This window comes from Halalkalibacter akibai JCM 9157 (assembly GCF_000513135.1).
GTDB classification, from domain to species: domain Bacteria; phylum Bacillota; class Bacilli; order Bacillales; family Bacillaceae_D; genus Halalkalibacter; species Halalkalibacter akibai.
The window spans coordinates 1-18400 of record NZ_BAUV01000024.1; the positions used below are offsets into that span (position 1 = coordinate 1).

The window sequence follows — 18400 nt, forward strand, 5'->3', positions numbered from 1 at the left end:
GCCGTATACGGAACCGTATGTACGGTGGTGTGAGAGGTCGGGGGTTAGTCACCCCCTCCTACTCGATTTTTGATTAGGGGGAACAGAGATGGAGCTATGTCCAATTTGCAACAAAAAGAATAAGTGTGAAATGAAAAGTAAAGGGCAGTCTTGTTGGTGTTTTAATCAATCATTCCCTAAAAATATTTTTACATTAATTCCAGAAAACAAGCGGGGTCTAGCATGTGTTTGTGAGCAATGTGTATTATTTTTTACAAAAAAAGGGAACTTGTAAATCGTTGGTCTTTAACTTGAAAAAGACAATATATTTAGCTATGTATGGAATATGACTTGAATGAGAGGTTGGGATGAAATGAATCACCGACAGAACGTTCAACAAAGGAAAAATCAAACAGTAAAAGTGGTTGGTGAATCTACACTAATGGCTACACCTGATCAAGTACAGATTAGGATGGGTGTGATTACGCAAAATGTAGAGGTAACAGTTGCACAAGCTGAAAATGCTGAAACTATGACCACTGTTATTTCTGAAATTCAAGAGCTTGGTGTTCAAGAAGATCAAATCCAAACCGTCGTCTACCGTATAGACCCTGAGTACGATTATATAGAAGGTGAGCAAGTTTTTCGGGGATACCGAGTCGTTCATCTTATTCAAGTCACTCTTTCTCAAGTTGGATTAGTGGGCACGATTGTCGATGCAGCTGTTTTGAGAGGGGTTAACTCATTAACTTCAATTGACTTTATGGTGCAAGAACGCCAGGCGTTGTATTTAATCGCTTTACAAGAAGCTGTGAATCAAGCTAAAGAAAAAGCTTTAGCTTTAGTAGAAGCAATTCAAGGTACTCTTCATCCTATGCCAATCGAAGTAAAGGAACTAACGAATGAATCATTTCCAGATAGATATCCAGCGGTTCTTTCTGCTCAAACAACTCCGATCCAGCCTGGTCAATTAACTTTTCAAGTATCAGTTGAAGCAATTTTTAGTTATTATTAATAATGCTAAAAGGCGACTGAAAAAATGATTTGCACCCCAAAAGTTAGAGTTAGAATCTAACTTCTGGGGTGTATTTTTATGACCAAATATAGTGACGAGTTTAAATTAACGGTAGTATATGCGCAACATATAGGGCCATTGACTACCTTTGTGAATATGCTAATAAAGATTTTTTTAGCGGATCATATCGAAATGACTGCTTGAGAATTGACTAGAAATAACGAATTACTTCTAGTTTTGTCATGTACTTGAATCGAAGGTTTAATCATAGTAGTCTTTTCATAGACTGATATGATAGGGGTTGCTGATATGAATAAAATACTTATTAGTATACTGGGAGTTATTGTGGTAAGTATTTGTATGTATTACATAACTACGGATCGTTCAAAAGGAGAAACTGTAGTAGACGCTGAGGTTCTTCAAACAGAGATTAAAGAGGAAACGGAACAGTTGGAGGAAAATGAGGAAGCTGTTATTACCAAAGTTGATGCTTCAGAACAGTTGGCAGAGCCGGTAGCCTATCAACCAGGTCAAGAAACAGCTGTGAAAAATATAATTGCCAAGCAACATGATTTTTTAAACGAATTAGCAGGGTGGGGAAATGCGGAAAGTGTAAATTCTACTGAGCTACAACATGATCGAAATTGGATGAAGTTAGAAGAAGATGTTAAGTGGTTAATGGAAGAAGGTTTTGCCGAATCTTTAATTCTTGAAGATATGTTGCATGCAACCGAATTTCTCTCCATTTCCAGTCAAACTGGGGATGAGATGGCCATTCGCTATCTTCACCGTATTTTCCATGATTTAGATGCTCATATAAATGAGGAAAAAGTAGATCGCATTTGGAATGTGACAATTGCTTTTGGTTCGGAAGGACAGCAAAATCAACTATATGCGTATTTATCCGGTTCTAATAATGAATAATTGGTGTTAATACATAATAGCAACTTATAATACTTTTCTCTCCATTTAAATGTTATTCTATAAAAAGTTCAAATACTCTTGCTAGAAAGGGTTCAATGGGGGAAATAAAATGTCAATGGAATTTTATAAACAAACCGGCTTTTGGAAGAAGTCAACTCAATATAAACCAGGTGAACCATTAACAAATGAGAAGCTCATAAAGGTTGAGGAGCATCTAGGTCGCCAATTGCCTGCATCCTATGTAACTTTAATGAAAGCACAAAATGGTGGTGAGTTGAAGCATCGTTATGTTTTATTTGAAGATGGTGAAGCAGCCATAATTCCGTATTTTTATGAGGTAGACCTTGATCATGGGATTGGCTTGACTCCTGTTTTTATAGAGGAATGCGGTCTCCCAGAAGGGCTTGTTCTTTTAACAGGTGATCTTCATTCTTGGTTAGCACTTGACTATCGTAAGAGTAAAGATCCTTCTGTCGTTTATATTTCGGAAGATGAGTCAGAAAGTGGTTTATGGGAAGAGTATCCGTTAGCATTAACGTTTAGTGAATTTACAGCTCGATTGTTTAGAAAAGAAGGATAAATATGTAGTTTATTGGCTTTTTGATACTGTTAACCCCACTCATCATGAGTGGGGTTATTTAACAAACTCTTACGTTGTATATGACAATAAATCTCTAATGTCATCAGCACTTAATGACTGTAACGTTTCTTCCCCAGGTTGTATAATCGCGTCAACTAGTGCTTTCTTACGCTCATGAAGGTCTAGAATTTTCTCTTCGATCGTTCCATTTGCAATCAGTTTAACGACTTGAACATTTTTCGTTTGACCATAGCGATAGACGCGGTCAGCTGCTTGTTCTTCAATCGCGGGATTCCACCATGTATCATACAGGATGACTGTGTCTCCACCAATTAAATTTAAACCAGTGCCTCCAGCTTTTAGGGAGATTAAGAACAGAGATTTTTCTCCTTGATTAAACCTTTCAGCCATTTCTACACGGTTTTTGGCAGGGGTTTGGCCATCTAAATAGTGATACTCCCACTGGTTTTCATCAAAAGATTTTTTTATGATGTGAAGCATCGATGTAAACTGGGAGAATATGACCATCCGTTGTCCGGACTGTAACCCTTCTTCAACATATTCCTGAAGGCGCTCCATTTTACCAGACTGATAGGGCATGTCTTGATTAACTAGGTTCGGATGACAACAGATTTGCCGCAGACGTGTTAAGCCAGCTAATATTTCAATTCGTTTTTGTTGGAATTGGTTAGTTGTGATTGCTTCATTCACATCATGCGTTAGTTGTTTAACTTGGGCAACATACATTTTCTTCTGATCAGGACTCAGATCAGTATATTGAACCATTTCCATTTTGTCAGGCAATTCAGTTAGAACTTCTTTTTTTAGTCTTCGAAGAATAAATGGTCTGACTTTCTTTGCAATTTGTTCATTCTCAAGATCTTTGAACTGTTTCTTTGTCCCAAGCATACCTGGAAGCAGACTGTGAAAAATTGAATATAATTCATCTTGGTGATTCTCAACGGGTGTACCACTTAAAGCAAAACAACTATTTGCTTGAATAGATCGGACAGCTTTTGTTGTTTTCGTCGTTTCATTTTTAATTGCTTGTGCTTCATCTAAAATGAGACTATGAAACAGATGAGGCTCATATATATCGCTATCACGTTGAATCAAAGGGTAAGAAGTAATAAAAATATCGGCTTCGTTATAACGATCAAGTAGATCTTTCCGCATTTGTTTTGTTCCAGCAACGACTATTACGTTCAGGTTCGGAGCAAATTTACTGATTTCCTTTTCCCAATTATAAATTAAACTTGCAGGGGCGATGATCAGCGCTTTAAAGGAAGATCTATTTTCTCTTTCGGCTTGTAAGAAGGCAATGGTTTGCACGGTTTTACCAAGTCCCATATCATCTGCTAATATACCACCTAATCCTACTTGAGCAAGAGTCCGTAACCAACAATAACCATTTATTTGGTAATCCCTAAGTTGAGCTTTCAAGCCTTGAGGGAGATCCCAATCACTAAATTCAGGGGATTGGATATCAGCAAGAAGTTGGTGAAGCTTCTTAGATACACGTGTGTAGCCTTTTTCACGGTCGATTTCAAAAGCTTTGTGTAAGGGAACAGACATTTCTTTAGTTAAAGGCTGTTTAGAGGATGAAACCGATTTAAGTACTTGTTTCATCGGGTCAAAACGGTCATGATTTAATTGCAAGTAGGCACCTGAAGATAACTTGTAATACTTGATATTTGCTTGAAGAGCTGAGAGTACATTCATAATGTCTTCTTCAGGAATTCCTTCGATTGAAAAAGAAAGATCAAGCCAGTTCGTTTCTTGATTAACATCTAAATGAACGCTTGGTGTTGAAGTTGGGGTAGCAATTACTTTTTTTACAGCTGACGATGTATAAACATCAAGATATGATTGCAATAAAGGCAATTCCTCAAATAAAAACGGAATAATCTTCTCCCAAGAAGTAAGGGTGAGCTGTCCTTGTTTAGTGTCAAAATCGGTTCGACTGAGATAATCTAAAATAACTTCTTCTCTTCTAACATCTCTAGTAATAATTTTATCTAGAGATTGTTTTATATCTTCAGCAAAGGGATTTCTAGTATGCTCGCCATATTCAAAAGCAACTCGACCAGTTAGAATACCTTGGTCTATATCAAGGAAAAACTTAGCTCTAAGTGGCTTGGTCTCGATGGTTTCTTGCAACACATCAGTCATTTCCACTTGACCAATGGATTGTAAAGCAGGAAGGACATATGAGCAAAAGGCTTCTAGCTCTTCTTTGGGGATTTTATCAATGACATTACCGTTTTCTGGAAGTTCCCCGATGATTTGTAGTTGTTTTGCTTGTTCCTCATTTAGTCGATAGATGTTATTTTCGCATACTAGAACTTGAAACTCTTCTTCAGCAAAATAAAAATCTAGCTTGTTTGAGCACTGTAATTCAATATGATTCTCTAGCTCTATTGATTCTTTCATTGAAAAGGACAATAACCGTTGTTCGGCTAGTGGTTTAACTCTCACATCTGTTTGGATGTTTCCTTCAAGAGAATAATTGAAGGACGTATCTGTCAACTTGTCTAATAAAGGTTGAAGACTAATAGCTGGAATTTCTAAAAGGCGTTTTTGGTTCGAACGAAAGGAATAAGGTTGTCGCTCGGTTGCTTGTATTTCTAAATGCGTATAAATCTGCCTGAAAACGGCTAAATCCGACTCGGAGAAAAAGTGAATGGATGGATCATAACTGAAATTCGGAGTAAAAATATAAGATTCTTGAGAAATAGTCGCTTGAATGAATTCCTCTAGATCTCTTACAACATACATTCGTTTTGATCCAACCTTTAATTTTAATTCCACTTTAGAAATAACATCATTGCCATAGGAAGTTGTGAACAATAGTTCATATTCGACGAGTAACTGTTCTCTGGGCTTAGTAGAAGTAACTGGAAGCTTGGTCGAATAACCACGGAATCTTTCTAACATAATACTAGTAGAAGCTGATGTTGATTCGATATCAGCTATTATAGTTCCCTGCTCTTTTATTTCATAAAGCAAGGCTATAATATGCTTACAAGCACCAGTGTAAGATAGTGCTGCTTCACAATCACATGAATATGAAATATCTTCTATGTCATAGATTTTAACTTCACAATCATAAAGTGTCGAACCGTCAACAACAGCGCGGTAGGTATCTACTCTTGTACCACCTGTTCGATTTAAGTCTGAGATTTTTCCTAGACGGTGATAGTTAATTCCTCTATTAAAGGTTGCTTGATTAGTAGCAACAGACAAAATGAAAGCAGCCGTTAGCCACGGGTAGGGCATGTTGGATCCTCCTTAAACTTTTTATATATCATAACATGATCTGTCAGAATGAGGGAACGACACCGTTAGTTCTCAATGATGGCTGATTAGTATATTAATTAACGTTTCTTTTAAATTGTAATAATATTAGTTGTGAGACAAGAGCTAAAATAGGTAATTTCAACAGTGGACCGATTACTAAGGTTAATGCTATTATTGGTTGCTCAGGAAAAGCAATCATAGCAACGGCTAGGGCAAGAGGAGAATTTCTAGCTAGTGTAGTCAAGGTTAAGCTTGCTCTCTCTTTGTATGAGAAACGCATGGTTCTCCCCATTTTTTGGCTAACGATATAATTAATAATGAAAATAAAGAAATGGGAACAAGCAAAGATAATAGCAAATCCAAGTGTTGAAGTAAGATTAAGTCTTGAGATGCAAACATAGCAATAATAGTGTAGCTAAGAAAAATAATCGGCAACCAGCTTAAAGTAGAAGCTGTATGTTCTAACAGCTTCTGTTTAATAAGTAGCTTTGTTATCAAAGCTACTATTTTAGGTATAACCAAGATAAGAAAAAGACTTTTTATAAGAAATTAAAGGGTATAACTTTTCAATCACATTCATGTCAAACGCCACCTAGTGGAATAACCTTATTTTACTTATCATAATTAGGTTTTAAGTATGAATGTGTATGCTTTACTATTTAATGTTGCTCTGGAATATGCTTCTCGCTCATAGTGTAGCGAAAGCAACCTTCACATAAAAGTTTAAAAGAGGTGTATCATGTCTTTAGCATTAAAAATTACAACGTTTGAAGAGTTTGAACAGCACCTACCGAAAATTGAACAATTCCTTTTGCTTCACACAAACGATATGAATTTAATTTTGTTCTCTTTACTTGAAGCAATTAATAATGCTTTTGAACATGGAATGAATCAAAGTAACGGTATTGTTATTAAAGTAAATATATTCTTAGATAAAAAACATTTAGTTGTGACAATTAGCCACAATGGAGTCGGTTTTGACTACGAAGAAAAATTATTAGCTGTAACAGACCCAGATCAGTATTTCCTTAATCATTTAACGAGCCTTCGCGGTAGAGGAATAGCTATTATGAAAAGATGTGCGGATAAGCTTACATATAGTGATAAAGGACGAAAAGTCACATTGTTTTTTAATTTAGGCGAAATGTCTTAACTAATCTTGATTATTAAGTTAACAATTAATTTAAACGGGGCTTCCTAATATATAAAGTCTCTAGGTCCGGAGGGTACGATGCAAGAAGTTATCTTATATTTTAATGATAATCCAATCATCTATAAATCATTTTTAAGTTTAATTATTTTACTAATATACATTAAACTTATAAGAATTATAAATAGACTATTATTTAAAACAATCAAAGATAATAATTTATATTACATGACTCGGAAAAGATTATATTATTTACATTCTGTCATTATAATCGTGATTTTTGTCATACTGTGGTCGGAATCACGTTTAGATCTAACTATTTATGTTGGTTTTATTTCAGCTGGAATCGCTATCGCTCTTAGAGAGATTTTTACCAATCTAGCAGCATTAATAATCATAGTTATTCAAAAGACATTTGAAGTGGGAGACCGGATTATGGTAAATGATCGTGTTGGTGATGTGATTGATCAAAAGATATTTCATTTTGTCATTATGGAGATCAGCACGGGAAAGGTTGTTCATATTCCTAATAATTATATTTTTTTACATCCGATCTCTAATGCAAACAAAGGGTTTGGGTATATATGGGGTGAGATCGAGGTACGACTTACTGTAGAGAGTGAGTGGGAAGTAGCAAAAGAGCGATTTGAGATTATACTAAATAAGCATGTTTATCATATAGCAGCCGAAGCAACGGATAAAGTACGTGAAGCCTCAAAAAAATATAGAATCCATGATCAAAATCTAAATCCAAAAGTGTACATGGCAGTAAAAGATGGTGTTATTATACTTACAATGAGGTATTTAATGGATCCTAGACAGTCTAAGGTAATAGAAGATCGAATTTGGAGTGAAATACTTCTTTACGTTAAAGGAAACGATTCCGTTCACCTAAAGTAATTACTCTTGGTATAAAAGTCTTTGAAGTTTTATGAAATGATTGGTAGACAGGTCTGTTTGGATGTATAAATGTTTTAAGGGGAAATGAGGAGGAATTTAAAAATGATTGATTTAAGAAGTGACACCGTAACGAAACCGACCTCTAAGATGAGAGAGGCGATGTTAACAGCACCACTAGGGGACGATGTATATAAAGAAGATCCAACCGTTATTCAATTAGAGGAGTTAGCTGCAGAAACTTTAGGAAAAGAAGCGGCATTGTTTGTAACGTCCGGAACACAAGGTAATCAAATTGCAGTTTTAACTCATTGTGTAAGAGGAAATGAAGTAATACTTGAGAAAGACTCACACATTTTCTATTACGAAGGAGGAGCTATATCAGCTTTTGCGGGCGTTCAAACACGTACGCTTCCAAGTTTTAAGGGGGCAATGGATCCAAGAGAGGTTCAAGCCGCTTTACGAGGAGAAGATATTCACGAACCCGAGACTGGTTTAATCTGTTTGGAAAATACGCATAATCGTGCAGGTGGAGCAATTGTTCCGGTTGAGAATATGAGAGAGATTTATCAAATCGCTAATGAAACAAACATTCCATTACACCTTGATGGAGCACGATTATTTAATGCTGCAGTTGCGTTGAACGTTTCGGTGAAAGAATTCACTAAATATACGTCGACGGTGCAAATCTGTTTATCAAAAGGTTTAGGAGCACCTGTAGGTTCCATCATTGCTGGTAGTCATGAATTTATCATGAAAGCTAGAAAATGGAGAAAGAGATTAGGCGGTGGATTGAGACAAGCAGGAGTTTTAGCAGCCCCTGGTATTATTGCATTAACGGAAATGGTTGATCGTCTAGCTATTGATCATGAACACGCACAGTATCTTTCCAATGAAATGATGAATATACCTAAACTAAAAGTTGTCAATGCTGTAGATACCAATATTATATTAGTTGATATCTCCGACACTCGAATGTCTTCAACTACATATTTAGAGAAGCTAAAAGAAAAAGGTGTGTTGGCAGTAGCGTTTGGTCCATCTGTTGTTCGGTTAACCACACACTTTGATTTGACAAAAGAACAGTTGGAAAAGGCAATCGTTGCAATGGCGAAGATTTAAATGATTCAAGATAATTCGTTTGAATTATCCTAGCCATTTTATATTAAAACTTAACAAGGATTTAAATTTCTTGATTAAATAAAAATTAAATGATAAGATTCGATTAATTAAGGTACATTCTGCTAATTATTGTAGAGATGAAAGAACATTTCTTTAAAACTTAATATAGTTTCTTCGGGGCTGGGTGAAACTCCCGACCGGCGGTGATGAAGCTTTAGCTTCTTAGTCCGTGACCCGACTCTGTATTTTGGAGGCGGTGGACCTGGTGTAATTCCGGGACCGACAGTGAAAGTCTGGATGGGAGAAGGAACGAAACGGTGTACATAGGTCATTTGTTTAATTTTAAAAATGACTTTTAATATTAAGGGAGTAGTCTATCCTTTTTTAAGTACGTCGATGAACGGCAATTTTCTGTAATTGTGCGTCTATTTCGTAACCCTTTTATATTTCCAGTCCTGAGTTGATAATACTCAGGACTTTTTTGATGCTTTTTAACGGCAAAACTTGTGTGAGGGATCTTCTATGAATGATTTTGATTATATGAAACTGGCTTTGGAATTAGCAGAGAATACTCGAGGCCAGACATCGCCTAATCCGATGGTTGGTTCGGTAGTGGTCAAAGATGGTGCGATCGTTGGCGTTGGTGCACATTTAAAAGCAGGGGAAGGTCATGCTGAAGTTCAAGCTCTTAAAATGGCCGGTGACAAAGCGGAAGGTGGCACGATTTACGTGACACTAGAACCTTGCAGTCATTACGGTAAGACGCCACCTTGCGCTGATCTAATTATTGAGAAAAAGTTAAAAAGAGTAGTGGTTGCAACGACAGATCCTAACCCAGAAGTAGCCGGGCGCGGGATAGAAAAGCTTAAAAATGCTGGCATTGAAGTGATAGTGGGGATTCAAAAACAACAAGCAGATGAGTTAAATCAAGTTTTTTTTCATTATATTCAAACGAAAAAACCTTATGTGACCTTGAAGTCTGCTACAACTCTCGACGGTAAAACGGCAACTGTTGCTGGAAAGAGTAAATGGATTACTGGTCCGTTGGCGCGAGAGGATGTCCATCGTTTACGTCATATTCATGATGCCATTTTAGTTGGTGTCGGAACAGTTCTCGCTGATAATCCGTCTTTAACGACCAGACTACCGAATGGTGGGAAAAATCCTATTCGGGTTGTGTTAGATCGTAAATTGCGAACACCAATTGATTGTAAATTGATACAAGATCAGGAGGCTCCAACATGGATTATGGCGTCAGCAGAAGCTTCGCAAGAGCGACGAGTGGAATTAGAACAACATAATGTAGAAGTCATTCTTTTACCTGATGACGAGATTGAAACGATGTTGCATATTCTCGGGGCAAAGGGTGTAACATCATTATTTGTTGAAGGTGGAGCAGAAGTAAATGGAAGTTTTTTAAAAGCAAGAGCTGTTAATCAAGTGATTACTTATTTTGCTCCTAAATTATTTGGAGGAAAAACAGCTCCGACTGCGATTGGTGGAGACGGATTTTCAGAAGTCGATGAAGCAATTGAATTAGAAATTAAAGAAGTAACAACAATAGGTAATGACATTAAAGTTGTTTCCATTGTGAAAGGAAGTGAGTAAATGTTTACCGGAATTATTGAAGAAATTGGTCATATTGAGGAAATGCGTTCCAGTGGTGAATCCATGATTTTGAAAATTGTCGCACATCGTATTTTAGAAGATGTACATCTTGGCGATAGTATTGCTGTAAATGGAGTCTGTTTAACGGTAACTTCCTATTCATCTTCATCTTTCACAGTAGATGTAATGCCCGAAACAGTAAGAGCAACTAGTTTGCAAGGGTTAGGGAGAGGCTCTAGAGTGAATCTTGAACGGGCAATGAGTGCTAAAGGAAGATTTGGTGGACATTTTGTCTCAGGCCATGTAGATGGAACAGGCACCATTTTAATGAAAAAGCCAGAACATAATGCAATCTATTACCGTATAGGGGTATCGGCAGATTTAAGGCACTACATGATAGAAAAGGGCTCCGTTGCTGTAGATGGCACGAGTTTAACGATATTTGCAGTTGATGAGGAAAGTTTCACGATTTCGATTATTCCCCACACAATGGAAGAAACCATTATTGGATCAAAAGGTGTCGGTGACATTGTAAATATTGAATGTGATATGGTTGGTAAATATATTGAACAGTTCATCTCAAGACGTTTTGATTCTAATAAAAAAACAAAATCATCCTTAACAGAAAACTTTCTTGCAGAGCACGGCTTTAAGTAAAAAGGATTGGAAGTGAATGAAATGACCCAACAAAATGAAGCAGTTAAATTTGATCCAATTGAAGAAGCGATCTACGAATTAATGCAAGGTCGTTGTGTGATTGTTTGTGATGACGAGGACCGTGAAAATGAAGGAGATTTCGTTGCGATTGCGGAAAAAACAACTCCTGAGGTTATTAACTTTATGGTTACACACGGAAGAGGACTTGTTTGCGCTCCGATAACAGAAGATCGAGCGAAAGAACTAGATCTTTATCCGATGGTTGATCATAATACCGATCCGCATGGGACAGCTTTTACTGTGAGTGTTGATCATTACACGAATTCAACAGGAATTTCAGCTAAGGAACGTTCAGATACCGTTCGGGCTTTAATTGATGATGAATCGAAGAAACATCATTTTAAGCGTCCAGGTCACATTTTTCCACTTATAGCTAAAAACGGTGGGGTATTACGCCGGGCAGGACACACAGAAGCAGCGATTGATTTGGCGCGCTTATCTGGAGCTAAGCCTGCTGGAGTTATTTGTGAGATTATGAATGAAGATGGTACGATGGCAAGAGTACCAGAACTGAGAAAAATAGCAGATGATCTTGAGCTAAAGCTAATTACGATTAAAGATCTAATTAAATATCGTCATCGTAAAGATAAATTAGTCAAGCGTGAAGTTGAGATTCAACTACCAACTGACTTTGGTGATTTTCGTGCAGTTGGCTTCTCAGATATTATTGATGGTAAGGAAAGTGTAGCTTTAATTAAAGGTGACATTGTTGAAGGTGAACCGACTTTGGTTCGTGTGCACTCTGAATGTTTAACTGGAGACGTATTTGGATCGCATCGTTGTGATTGTGGGCCTCAACTTCATGCTGCTTTAGCCCAAATTGAACAAGAAGGTAAAGGGATCTTGCTTTATATGCGTCAGGAAGGTCGAGGCATTGGCCTTATGAATAAATTGCGTGCATATAAGCTACAAGAAGAAGGTTATGATACAGTAGAAGCAAATGAAAAGTTAGGGTTCCCAGCTGACTTACGTGATTATGGAATTGGTGCTCAAATTCTAAGAGAATTAGGCGTTAAAGAAATGAGATTATTAACAAATAATCCACGTAAAATAACGGGGTTAAAAGGCTATGAACTCGAAGTCATTGAACGAGTGCCACTCCAACTGCCCCACAATAAAGACAATGAGCGTTATTTGAAGACAAAGTCTGAAAAGTTAGGGCATATGCTTCATTTTAGATAAACAAAAGTAAAAGAAAAAACGAAGCTGCCGAACACAAATTCTGAATTAGCAGCTTCGTACATAAATAATATAATTTAAAACCAGGGAGGAAATGAAAAATGGGACATGTTTATGAAGGACATTTAGTAGCAACAGGATTAAAAGTAGGGATTGTAGTAGGGCGATTTAACGAATTTATTACAAGTAAATTACTTGGGGGAGCTGAAGATGCTCTTAAACGTCATGGTGTCAATGAAGCAGATATCGATGTAGCCTGGGTACCAGGTGCATTTGAAATTCCTTTTGCTGCAAAGAAAATGTTAGACACTGGAAAATATGATGCTGTCATTACATTAGGAACAGTAATTCGTGGTGCAACTCCTCATTTTGATTTTGTTTGTAGTGAAGTAGCAAAAGGGGTTGCGTCGTTAACTCTATCTTCAGGAAAACCTGTTATTTTTGGGGTTCTAACAACAGATACGATTGAACAAGCTGTTGAACGTGCAGGTACAAAAGCAGGTAATAAAGGATGGGATGCTGCTACTGCTGCGATTGAGATGGCTAATCTAGGTAGAAGCTTTGAAAAGTAAATTTAAAGCTAAAGGATAGATCTTAAAAGATCTATCCTTTTTTATTAATTTTTAATCTAAAGCATGGGACAGTTCAAATTATATTTTCATAAACCCTTCGCCTTTACGTATAAAAACCACCATAATCAATTAGAATAATTGGATATAAACATTTTTTCGATAAGTGCATAAAATATCATATAAAAAAAGAAATTGTAAAAAAAAAGGAACTAAATCTAGCGAATTATGGTAGAATAAAATTGGTGAAAGCGCATACGAAAACAACCCATTGTGGGGTTAGAAACGTGAGAGGGTTAATATGCTTGTACCTTATAAAACAACGAATCAAAAAATAGCAATGGGATTACTTTCTTTTATGCCAGAAGAGAAGGATGTAAAAAAGCTGTTAAAAACGATAGAACGTTACGACAGTGATCCTAATTGGAAACTTTATTTATGGAAGAAGGAAGACTTTGTAGGAGTAATAGGGATTTTTATTAAAGAGGATAGAGCCTACCTTGAACATGTCTGTGTTAATCCATCATTCCGACATGAAGGTATTGGTAGGGCTATGCTTAACGAATTAAGAAGGATACTTCCTTGTGAACTATCACCTACGTCTGCTACAAGAAACTTTATGATTGCATGTTCAGAGGAAGAAAAAAGTAGCTAGATACATCTAAGGCAGTTGAGTTAACCTCACTGCCTTTTTTGTTTTCGTAAATGAAGTTGCTTATCGCGCTCGGCAATGACTTCTTGTCGATTTCTTAATTTATGTTTATGAATGATGTTTTGACTTACAGTTGAGGAAGAAATGTAAGCCCAATTCAAACCTAGTTGCTTACATCTATTTTGGCATTCTTTAATTAAATTATGATCGTGTAACGGAAGGTTGATATCCTCAAATTTTGATCCTGGAGTTAATGTTAATTTAATTTGTTTGTTTAATTGTTGAGATAACTCTGAAACGTTAACTCCTAGATTCTCTATTGCTGTCGCATAGAGGGAAATACCCTTTAGGGCTTTATAATACATGCGTGTAGCTCCAGCTCTATTATTTCTTCTATGATGGTATAATCCTACTGCGATTTGAATGAATGTTACCCAATAATGATGGCGTTGATTTAATTCTTCTTTCTTCCAGTGTTCTTCTAATACTTCATGACATTCAAAATAGTCACGTTCTATATGAAAATGGATCAAATAGTCTATGTAAGCTGTAGGATACATGGCATAACTCCTTTTTGTGCTTTCTTTATTCTATCATAATTCAATCATGTTGCTTGTTTCAAATTATGTTATAATTTCATCTGTGGAAATTTAAAAAGCTAGTGGTGGTAACAATGAATCCCTATAGTGTAAAAATTGATTTATTTGAGGGACCGCTAGATCTTCTTTTACATTTGATTAACGAAGCTGAAGTAGATATTTATGATATTCCAGTAGCGGTAATTACCGATCAATATTTGGAATACATTCATGCTATGCAAGAGTTAGAACTTGATGTAGCAAGTGAATATTTAGTAATGGCTGCAACGCTTTTAGCAATTAAAAGTAAAATGCTTCTCCCAAAGCAAGAGGAGGAGCTTTTTGATGATGATTGGCACGTTGAGGAAGAAGATCCGCGCGATGAACTCATTTTTAAATTAGTCGAATACCGAAAATATAAAGAAGCGGCGACAGAGTTAAAAGAAAAGGAACAAGAGCGTAGTCTCGTTCATACTAGGCCTCCTTTTGATCTAGATCCGTACATATCTGATGAAGACAGACGAGATCTTGCTATTCAAGGCGTCTCATTATTTGATATGTTAAGTGCTTATCAAAGGTTACTCAAAAGAAAAGAATTAAAGGCGCCACGTATGACAACGGTAAAAAGTCAGGAGTACTCGATTGAAGATCGAATGCAGGAAATTGTATTAGAACTTGAAAATTTAAACGGGCACTGCAAGTTTACAGACCTTTTTCCAGATCAAAATCGTTGGCATATTGTCGTCAGCTTTTTAGCGATTCTCGAACTAATGAAAACGAAAACGATACGTTGTGAACAGACAACGAATTTCTCAGACATCATGATATACCGAACAGAGGAGGGGGCCCACAGTGACAATTCAAGAACTTCAAGCAACGATTGAGGGATTGTTATTTGTGGTTGGAGATGAAGGAATGACTATTGCTGAAATGGCTAATGTACTAGAAATGGAACCTGAAACCATCGCAGAAGTTGTTTACTCACTTCAATTATTATTTACGGAACAAAAACGCGGATTGCAAATTGTGGAAGTTGCAGGTGCCTTTAGATTTACTACAAGACCCGAGCATGCACCTTATTTCAAGAAGTTAGCTACTTCTCCATTGAACTCAAGCTTATCTCAAGCAGCCCTTGAAACGTTAGCAATCATTGCGTACCGTCAGCCTATCACACGAATGGAAATTGATGAAATAAGAGGCGTGAAATCAGATCGCTCTATTCAATCTTTAGCTGTTAAACTTTTAATAAAAGAAACAGGACGAGCTCCAGGACCGGGTAGGCCCATTTTGTATGGGACGACAAAGTTCTTCCTAGATCACTTTGGTTTGAAAAATCTGAAAGAACTGCCGCCATTACCTGATGGTATTGACGAAGATTCAATCGAAGATGAGGCGGATTTATTTTTTAAGAACTTCGAAGAACAGTTAGATTTAGATTAACAAAAAAGTTGCGAATGAGTGGAAGCTCAGTCGTAGCTTTTTTATTTCTATTTAGATTTCCTTGTAAATGTAGACATTCATCTTGCATAGGATAAAGCGTTACTGTCAAGTGAGATGAGGAGGAATTTAAATGAGTGAACAGCAAAATGCAATTTTACAATGGGCTAGAAATGTTAAAAAAGTATGGAATGAATATGGTTCTGAAATTGAGCGTAGAGCTGGTGTAGAGAAGACGCGATCTTTTATTGAATCATTAACAAAGCTAGAAAACGAATTAGGAGAAGATTCTTTAGAGGGATCTAAAAAGAATCGTGAAGATGAATTAGGTCTATTAGCGAATGAAGTATATGAGAAGTGGTGTCAATTAGAAGAAGTTCGTGCTGAAGGAAGGAAGGAGCCTATTGATCCAGTCCCAATTGGAGGGCATAAATTACCACCACTTCCTTACGCTTATAATGCATTAGAACCTTATATTGCTGAGGAAATCATGAGACTTCACCATAGTAAGCATCACCAGAGCTATGTAGATGGCCTAAATAAAGCTGAAAAAGAGATGCAAAAAGCTAGAAAAAATAGTGATTATGATCTTATTAAACACTGGGAAAGAGAAGCTGCTTTTAATGGAGCCGGTCACTTTTTACACACGATTTTCTGGCATATTATGAGTCCGCGTGGCGGGGGACAGCCAAAAGGAGAATTAGCCACTCAAATTAATAAAGATTTTGGAAGTTTTAATAAAATGAAAGAACATTTTTCAAAAGCAGCTGAAAATGTAGAAGCTGTTGGTTGGGCATTATTAGTGTGGTCTCCTCGTACTCACCGCCTTGAAATTCTTCAAGCAGAAAAGCACCAAAATTTAAGCCAGCAAGACATTATTCCTTTGCTCGTTCTTGATGTGTGGGAGCATGCTTACTACTTACAATATAAAAACGAAAGAAAACCTTATATTGAGAATTGGTGGAATGTGGTAAACTGGCCGGAAGTAGAGAAGCGTTATAAAGAAGCAAGAGAATTAAGGTGGAAAACATATAAATAATGAAGAACGCCTCAAGAGGTTAATTTCCTTTGAGGCGTCCTTTTGTAAACTCGCTGAAATGTAGCGGTTATTGTTCAAGTAAATCAATGAAATATTCTTTTAAAGATTCCATTCTACGATCGGTTAATGGTTGATCGGTTCCTGCGATAACGATAGAAGCCATTGTATCATTTTTATGCAAACCACCGTGTTCACCGCCGCCTGATGCACAGGTGCTCCTTCTGTTTTAAGGGTGTGACCAGGTTTAGCTGTTATAACCATTGTTGGGTCATGACTCCCTAAAGCACCAAACATCTGATGAAAAATATCAGGATAGTCACCGTACATAATTAATTCATCCTTTAATGTAATGTCTGCTACTTTTTCATCGCCGTTAATAGTCCATGTTTGATCGTACATGTCCCTGAACTGACCGTTTTTCTTTACACGTAAGGGCTCATCATGTAAACCATTCTTGAATAATATAAGTTCATCTCCTTCAAGCCATCCAATATGATCAATTCTTTCATCTTGCATAAGCTTTTCAGTGATATCTTCATAAGTAACCGCATTAGTAGTTGGATATAAATATGCAGACCTATGATTATTGGCAATAACAATATCACCACTAGTTGGCTCATCTAAAAGCGGAGTAACAACAAATGGATCAAGTAAAGGTTCAAGCTCAATCGCAACTTCTTCTTTTGATTCTTTTAGGAGATCTTGTCCGTGGTCACCTAGCACGACAAAAATATTTTCTTCTAATGCTTGTTCCCAACTATCGTATGAATTAAGAATGGTTTGCAAATGTAAGTCTGTTTTTGCAAAATGATTTGGACTAACAGGACCATGATGGTGGGCGTCTTTGTCGTAATTTGGGAAGAAAACCATTAGAAAATCAGGTTGTTGTTTTTCTTTAATCAACTTTTCTGTAACGGAAGCCGAATAAGAATCATTTAAACCAAAGCGATGATAAAGACTATCTTTTAGCGTGGCCCCTTGAACGATTTTTGGTTGTACTGCTGAACCGAAAGCTAATAAATCAGGACCTTTGGTCTTTAATTGATTAGGTAAATGTAAAAGAGTTTTAATGTAGCCTGGCAAATTTAAGTCGTGATTTGTATCTCCACGGTATACGATCATGTTTATAGCCCCTGTGGAATATCCTTTGTCATTTAATGTTTCGTAAATAGTCTCCACTTTAGGCGAGATATGACTTGAGTTTAAATGCACAAGCGAATTCATTAATGTATCATTCATACCGAGCTTCCAATACTTTGATAAGGTAGAGCCATAATCAACAAGGGTCTCTGCTTGTTGGTCGTACCAGACTAACCCTGGGATGCGGTGCTCCATAGGAGAGACTCCTGTTATCAAAGTTGTTTCAATCGGAACTGACATGGAAGGAAACGGCGCTATTAAATCGTGATGAACAAAGCCATTCTCCATTAGAAAAGACAGAGCGGGAAGGGCACCTCGTTTTAGACTTTCTTCCACAACTGGTTGCGTCATAGAATCAATAATAACGACTATTACGTTTTTGTCGTTTACAGGATCTGCTTCTGTCGACTGTACTAAAGATGCTCCTTCAGGACTCTTATTTCCACATCCAATCAGTAGACCGCTAATCAGAATACAAATAATGATGTTCCTCATTTTTATCACCATCCTATCA

The 18400-nt window shown here is 36.8% G+C and carries 19 protein-coding genes and 1 riboswitch; of the genes, 15 read left to right on the plus strand and 4 right to left on the minus strand.

Annotated elements, in window-relative coordinates:
* The first annotated feature begins 88 nt into the window (after window positions 1-88).
* From JCM9157_RS13390 to JCM9157_RS13405, 4 genes are all read left to right on the plus strand, one after another.
* The gene (locus tag JCM9157_RS13390; protein WP_035665388.1) at window positions 89-274 is read left to right on the plus strand and encodes a cysteine-rich CWC family protein; all 186 of its coding nucleotides are present in this window, start codon (window positions 89-91) and stop codon (window positions 272-274) included.
* 78 nt (window positions 275-352) lie between these two features.
* A complete protein-coding gene (locus JCM9157_RS13395; RefSeq protein ID WP_158318625.1) occupies window positions 353-994 on the plus strand; it encodes an SIMPL domain-containing protein in 642 nt (213 codons plus the stop codon).
* A 309-nt stretch (window positions 995-1303) separates the two neighbouring features.
* Window positions 1304-1918, plus strand: a complete 615-nt coding sequence (locus JCM9157_RS13400) for a hypothetical protein (RefSeq protein ID WP_035665392.1) — start codon at window positions 1304-1306, stop codon at window positions 1916-1918.
* A 109-nt stretch (window positions 1919-2027) separates the two neighbouring features.
* The gene (locus JCM9157_RS13405) at window positions 2028-2498 is read left to right on the plus strand and encodes an SMI1/KNR4 family protein (protein WP_035665393.1); all 471 of its coding nucleotides are present in this window, start codon (window positions 2028-2030) and stop codon (window positions 2496-2498) included.
* Between the two features lie 69 nt (window positions 2499-2567).
* Here JCM9157_RS13405 and JCM9157_RS13410 read toward each other — a convergent pair whose 3' ends face one another.
* Together JCM9157_RS13410 and JCM9157_RS23475 are read right to left on the minus strand one after the other, a co-directional pair.
* A complete protein-coding gene (locus JCM9157_RS13410) occupies window positions 2568-5777 on the minus strand; it encodes a DEAD/DEAH box helicase (protein ID WP_035665394.1) in 3210 nt (1069 codons plus the stop codon).
* A 94-nt stretch (window positions 5778-5871) separates the two neighbouring features.
* The gene (locus tag JCM9157_RS23475) at window positions 5872-6078 is read right to left on the minus strand and encodes a hypothetical protein (RefSeq protein ID WP_052013144.1); all 207 of its coding nucleotides are present in this window, start codon (window positions 6076-6078) and stop codon (window positions 5872-5874) included.
* A gap of 459 nt (window positions 6079-6537) precedes the next feature.
* Here JCM9157_RS23475 and JCM9157_RS13420 point away from each other — a divergent pair, with 459 nt between their 5' ends.
* The 8 genes from JCM9157_RS13420 to JCM9157_RS13455 all read left to right on the plus strand — a co-directional run bounded on the left by JCM9157_RS13420 (window position 6538) and on the right by JCM9157_RS13455 (window position 13695).
* On the plus strand, window positions 6538-6951 hold the full coding sequence (locus tag JCM9157_RS13420; protein WP_035665396.1) for an ATP-binding protein: 414 nt from the start codon (window positions 6538-6540) through the stop codon (window positions 6949-6951).
* Window positions 6952-7029: 78 nt separating this feature from the next.
* On the plus strand, window positions 7030-7848 hold the full coding sequence (locus tag JCM9157_RS13425) for a mechanosensitive ion channel domain-containing protein (protein ID WP_052013145.1): 819 nt from the start codon (window positions 7030-7032) through the stop codon (window positions 7846-7848).
* Between the two features lie 102 nt (window positions 7849-7950).
* Complete coding sequence (gene ltaE / locus JCM9157_RS13430) at window positions 7951-8967, plus strand: low-specificity L-threonine aldolase (RefSeq protein WP_035665399.1); 1017 nt, start codon at window positions 7951-7953, stop codon at window positions 8965-8967.
* A 166-nt stretch (window positions 8968-9133) separates the two neighbouring features.
* A riboswitch (FMN riboswitch) is annotated at window positions 9134-9280 on the plus strand.
* A 209-nt stretch (window positions 9281-9489) separates the two neighbouring features.
* Window positions 9490-10575 carry a bifunctional diaminohydroxyphosphoribosylaminopyrimidine deaminase/5-amino-6-(5-phosphoribosylamino)uracil reductase RibD gene (gene ribD, locus JCM9157_RS13435; protein WP_035665401.1) on the plus strand — a complete coding sequence of 362 codons (1086 nt, stop codon included), beginning with the start codon at window positions 9490-9492 and terminating at the stop codon, window positions 10573-10575.
* A complete protein-coding gene (gene ribE, locus JCM9157_RS13440; RefSeq protein ID WP_035665403.1) occupies window positions 10576-11232 on the plus strand; it encodes a riboflavin synthase in 657 nt (218 codons plus the stop codon).
* A 21-nt stretch (window positions 11233-11253) separates the two neighbouring features.
* Window positions 11254-12474, plus strand: coding sequence for a bifunctional 3,4-dihydroxy-2-butanone-4-phosphate synthase/GTP cyclohydrolase II (locus tag JCM9157_RS13445; protein ID WP_052013146.1), 1221 nt, complete (start codon window positions 11254-11256; stop codon window positions 12472-12474).
* Window positions 12475-12572: 98 nt separating this feature from the next.
* Window positions 12573-13043: a 6,7-dimethyl-8-ribityllumazine synthase gene (ribH, locus tag JCM9157_RS13450; RefSeq protein ID WP_035665405.1), complete on the plus strand. Its 471-nt coding sequence runs from the start codon at window positions 12573-12575 to the stop codon at window positions 13041-13043.
* 298 nt (window positions 13044-13341) lie between these two features.
* On the plus strand, window positions 13342-13695 hold the full coding sequence (locus tag JCM9157_RS13455; RefSeq protein ID WP_035665407.1) for a GNAT family N-acetyltransferase: 354 nt from the start codon (window positions 13342-13344) through the stop codon (window positions 13693-13695).
* A gap of 26 nt (window positions 13696-13721) precedes the next feature.
* On the opposite strand, the gene JCM9157_RS13460 is transcribed toward JCM9157_RS13455, so the two are convergent.
* Window positions 13722-14252 (minus strand): DUF309 domain-containing protein, encoded by a 531-nt coding sequence (locus JCM9157_RS13460; protein ID WP_035665409.1) that lies wholly within the window; start codon window positions 14250-14252, stop codon window positions 13722-13724.
* Window positions 14253-14365: 113 nt separating this feature from the next.
* On the opposite strand from JCM9157_RS13460, the gene JCM9157_RS13465 reads away from it, so the two are divergent.
* The 3 genes from JCM9157_RS13465 (at window position 14366) to JCM9157_RS13475 (ending at window position 16746) form a co-directional block, all read left to right on the plus strand.
* Entirely contained in the window at window positions 14366-15154 is a 789-nt protein-coding gene (locus JCM9157_RS13465; RefSeq protein WP_035665411.1) for a segregation/condensation protein A, read from the plus strand.
* The gene (gene scpB / locus JCM9157_RS13470) at window positions 15123-15710 is read left to right on the plus strand and encodes an SMC-Scp complex subunit ScpB (protein ID WP_035665412.1); all 588 of its coding nucleotides are present in this window, start codon (window positions 15123-15125) and stop codon (window positions 15708-15710) included. The genes JCM9157_RS13465 and scpB overlap by 32 nt, the downstream gene beginning before the upstream one ends.
* Before the next feature lie 130 nt (window positions 15711-15840).
* Entirely contained in the window at window positions 15841-16746 is a 906-nt protein-coding gene (locus JCM9157_RS13475; protein WP_035665415.1) for a superoxide dismutase, read from the plus strand.
* A 123-nt stretch (window positions 16747-16869) separates the two neighbouring features.
* Here the strand turns inward: JCM9157_RS13475 and JCM9157_RS13480 are convergent, their stop codons facing one another.
* Entirely contained in the window at window positions 16870-18381 is a 1512-nt protein-coding gene (locus JCM9157_RS13480) for an alkaline phosphatase family protein (protein ID WP_035665417.1), read from the minus strand.
* Between the last annotated feature and the right edge of the window lie 19 nt (window positions 18382-18400).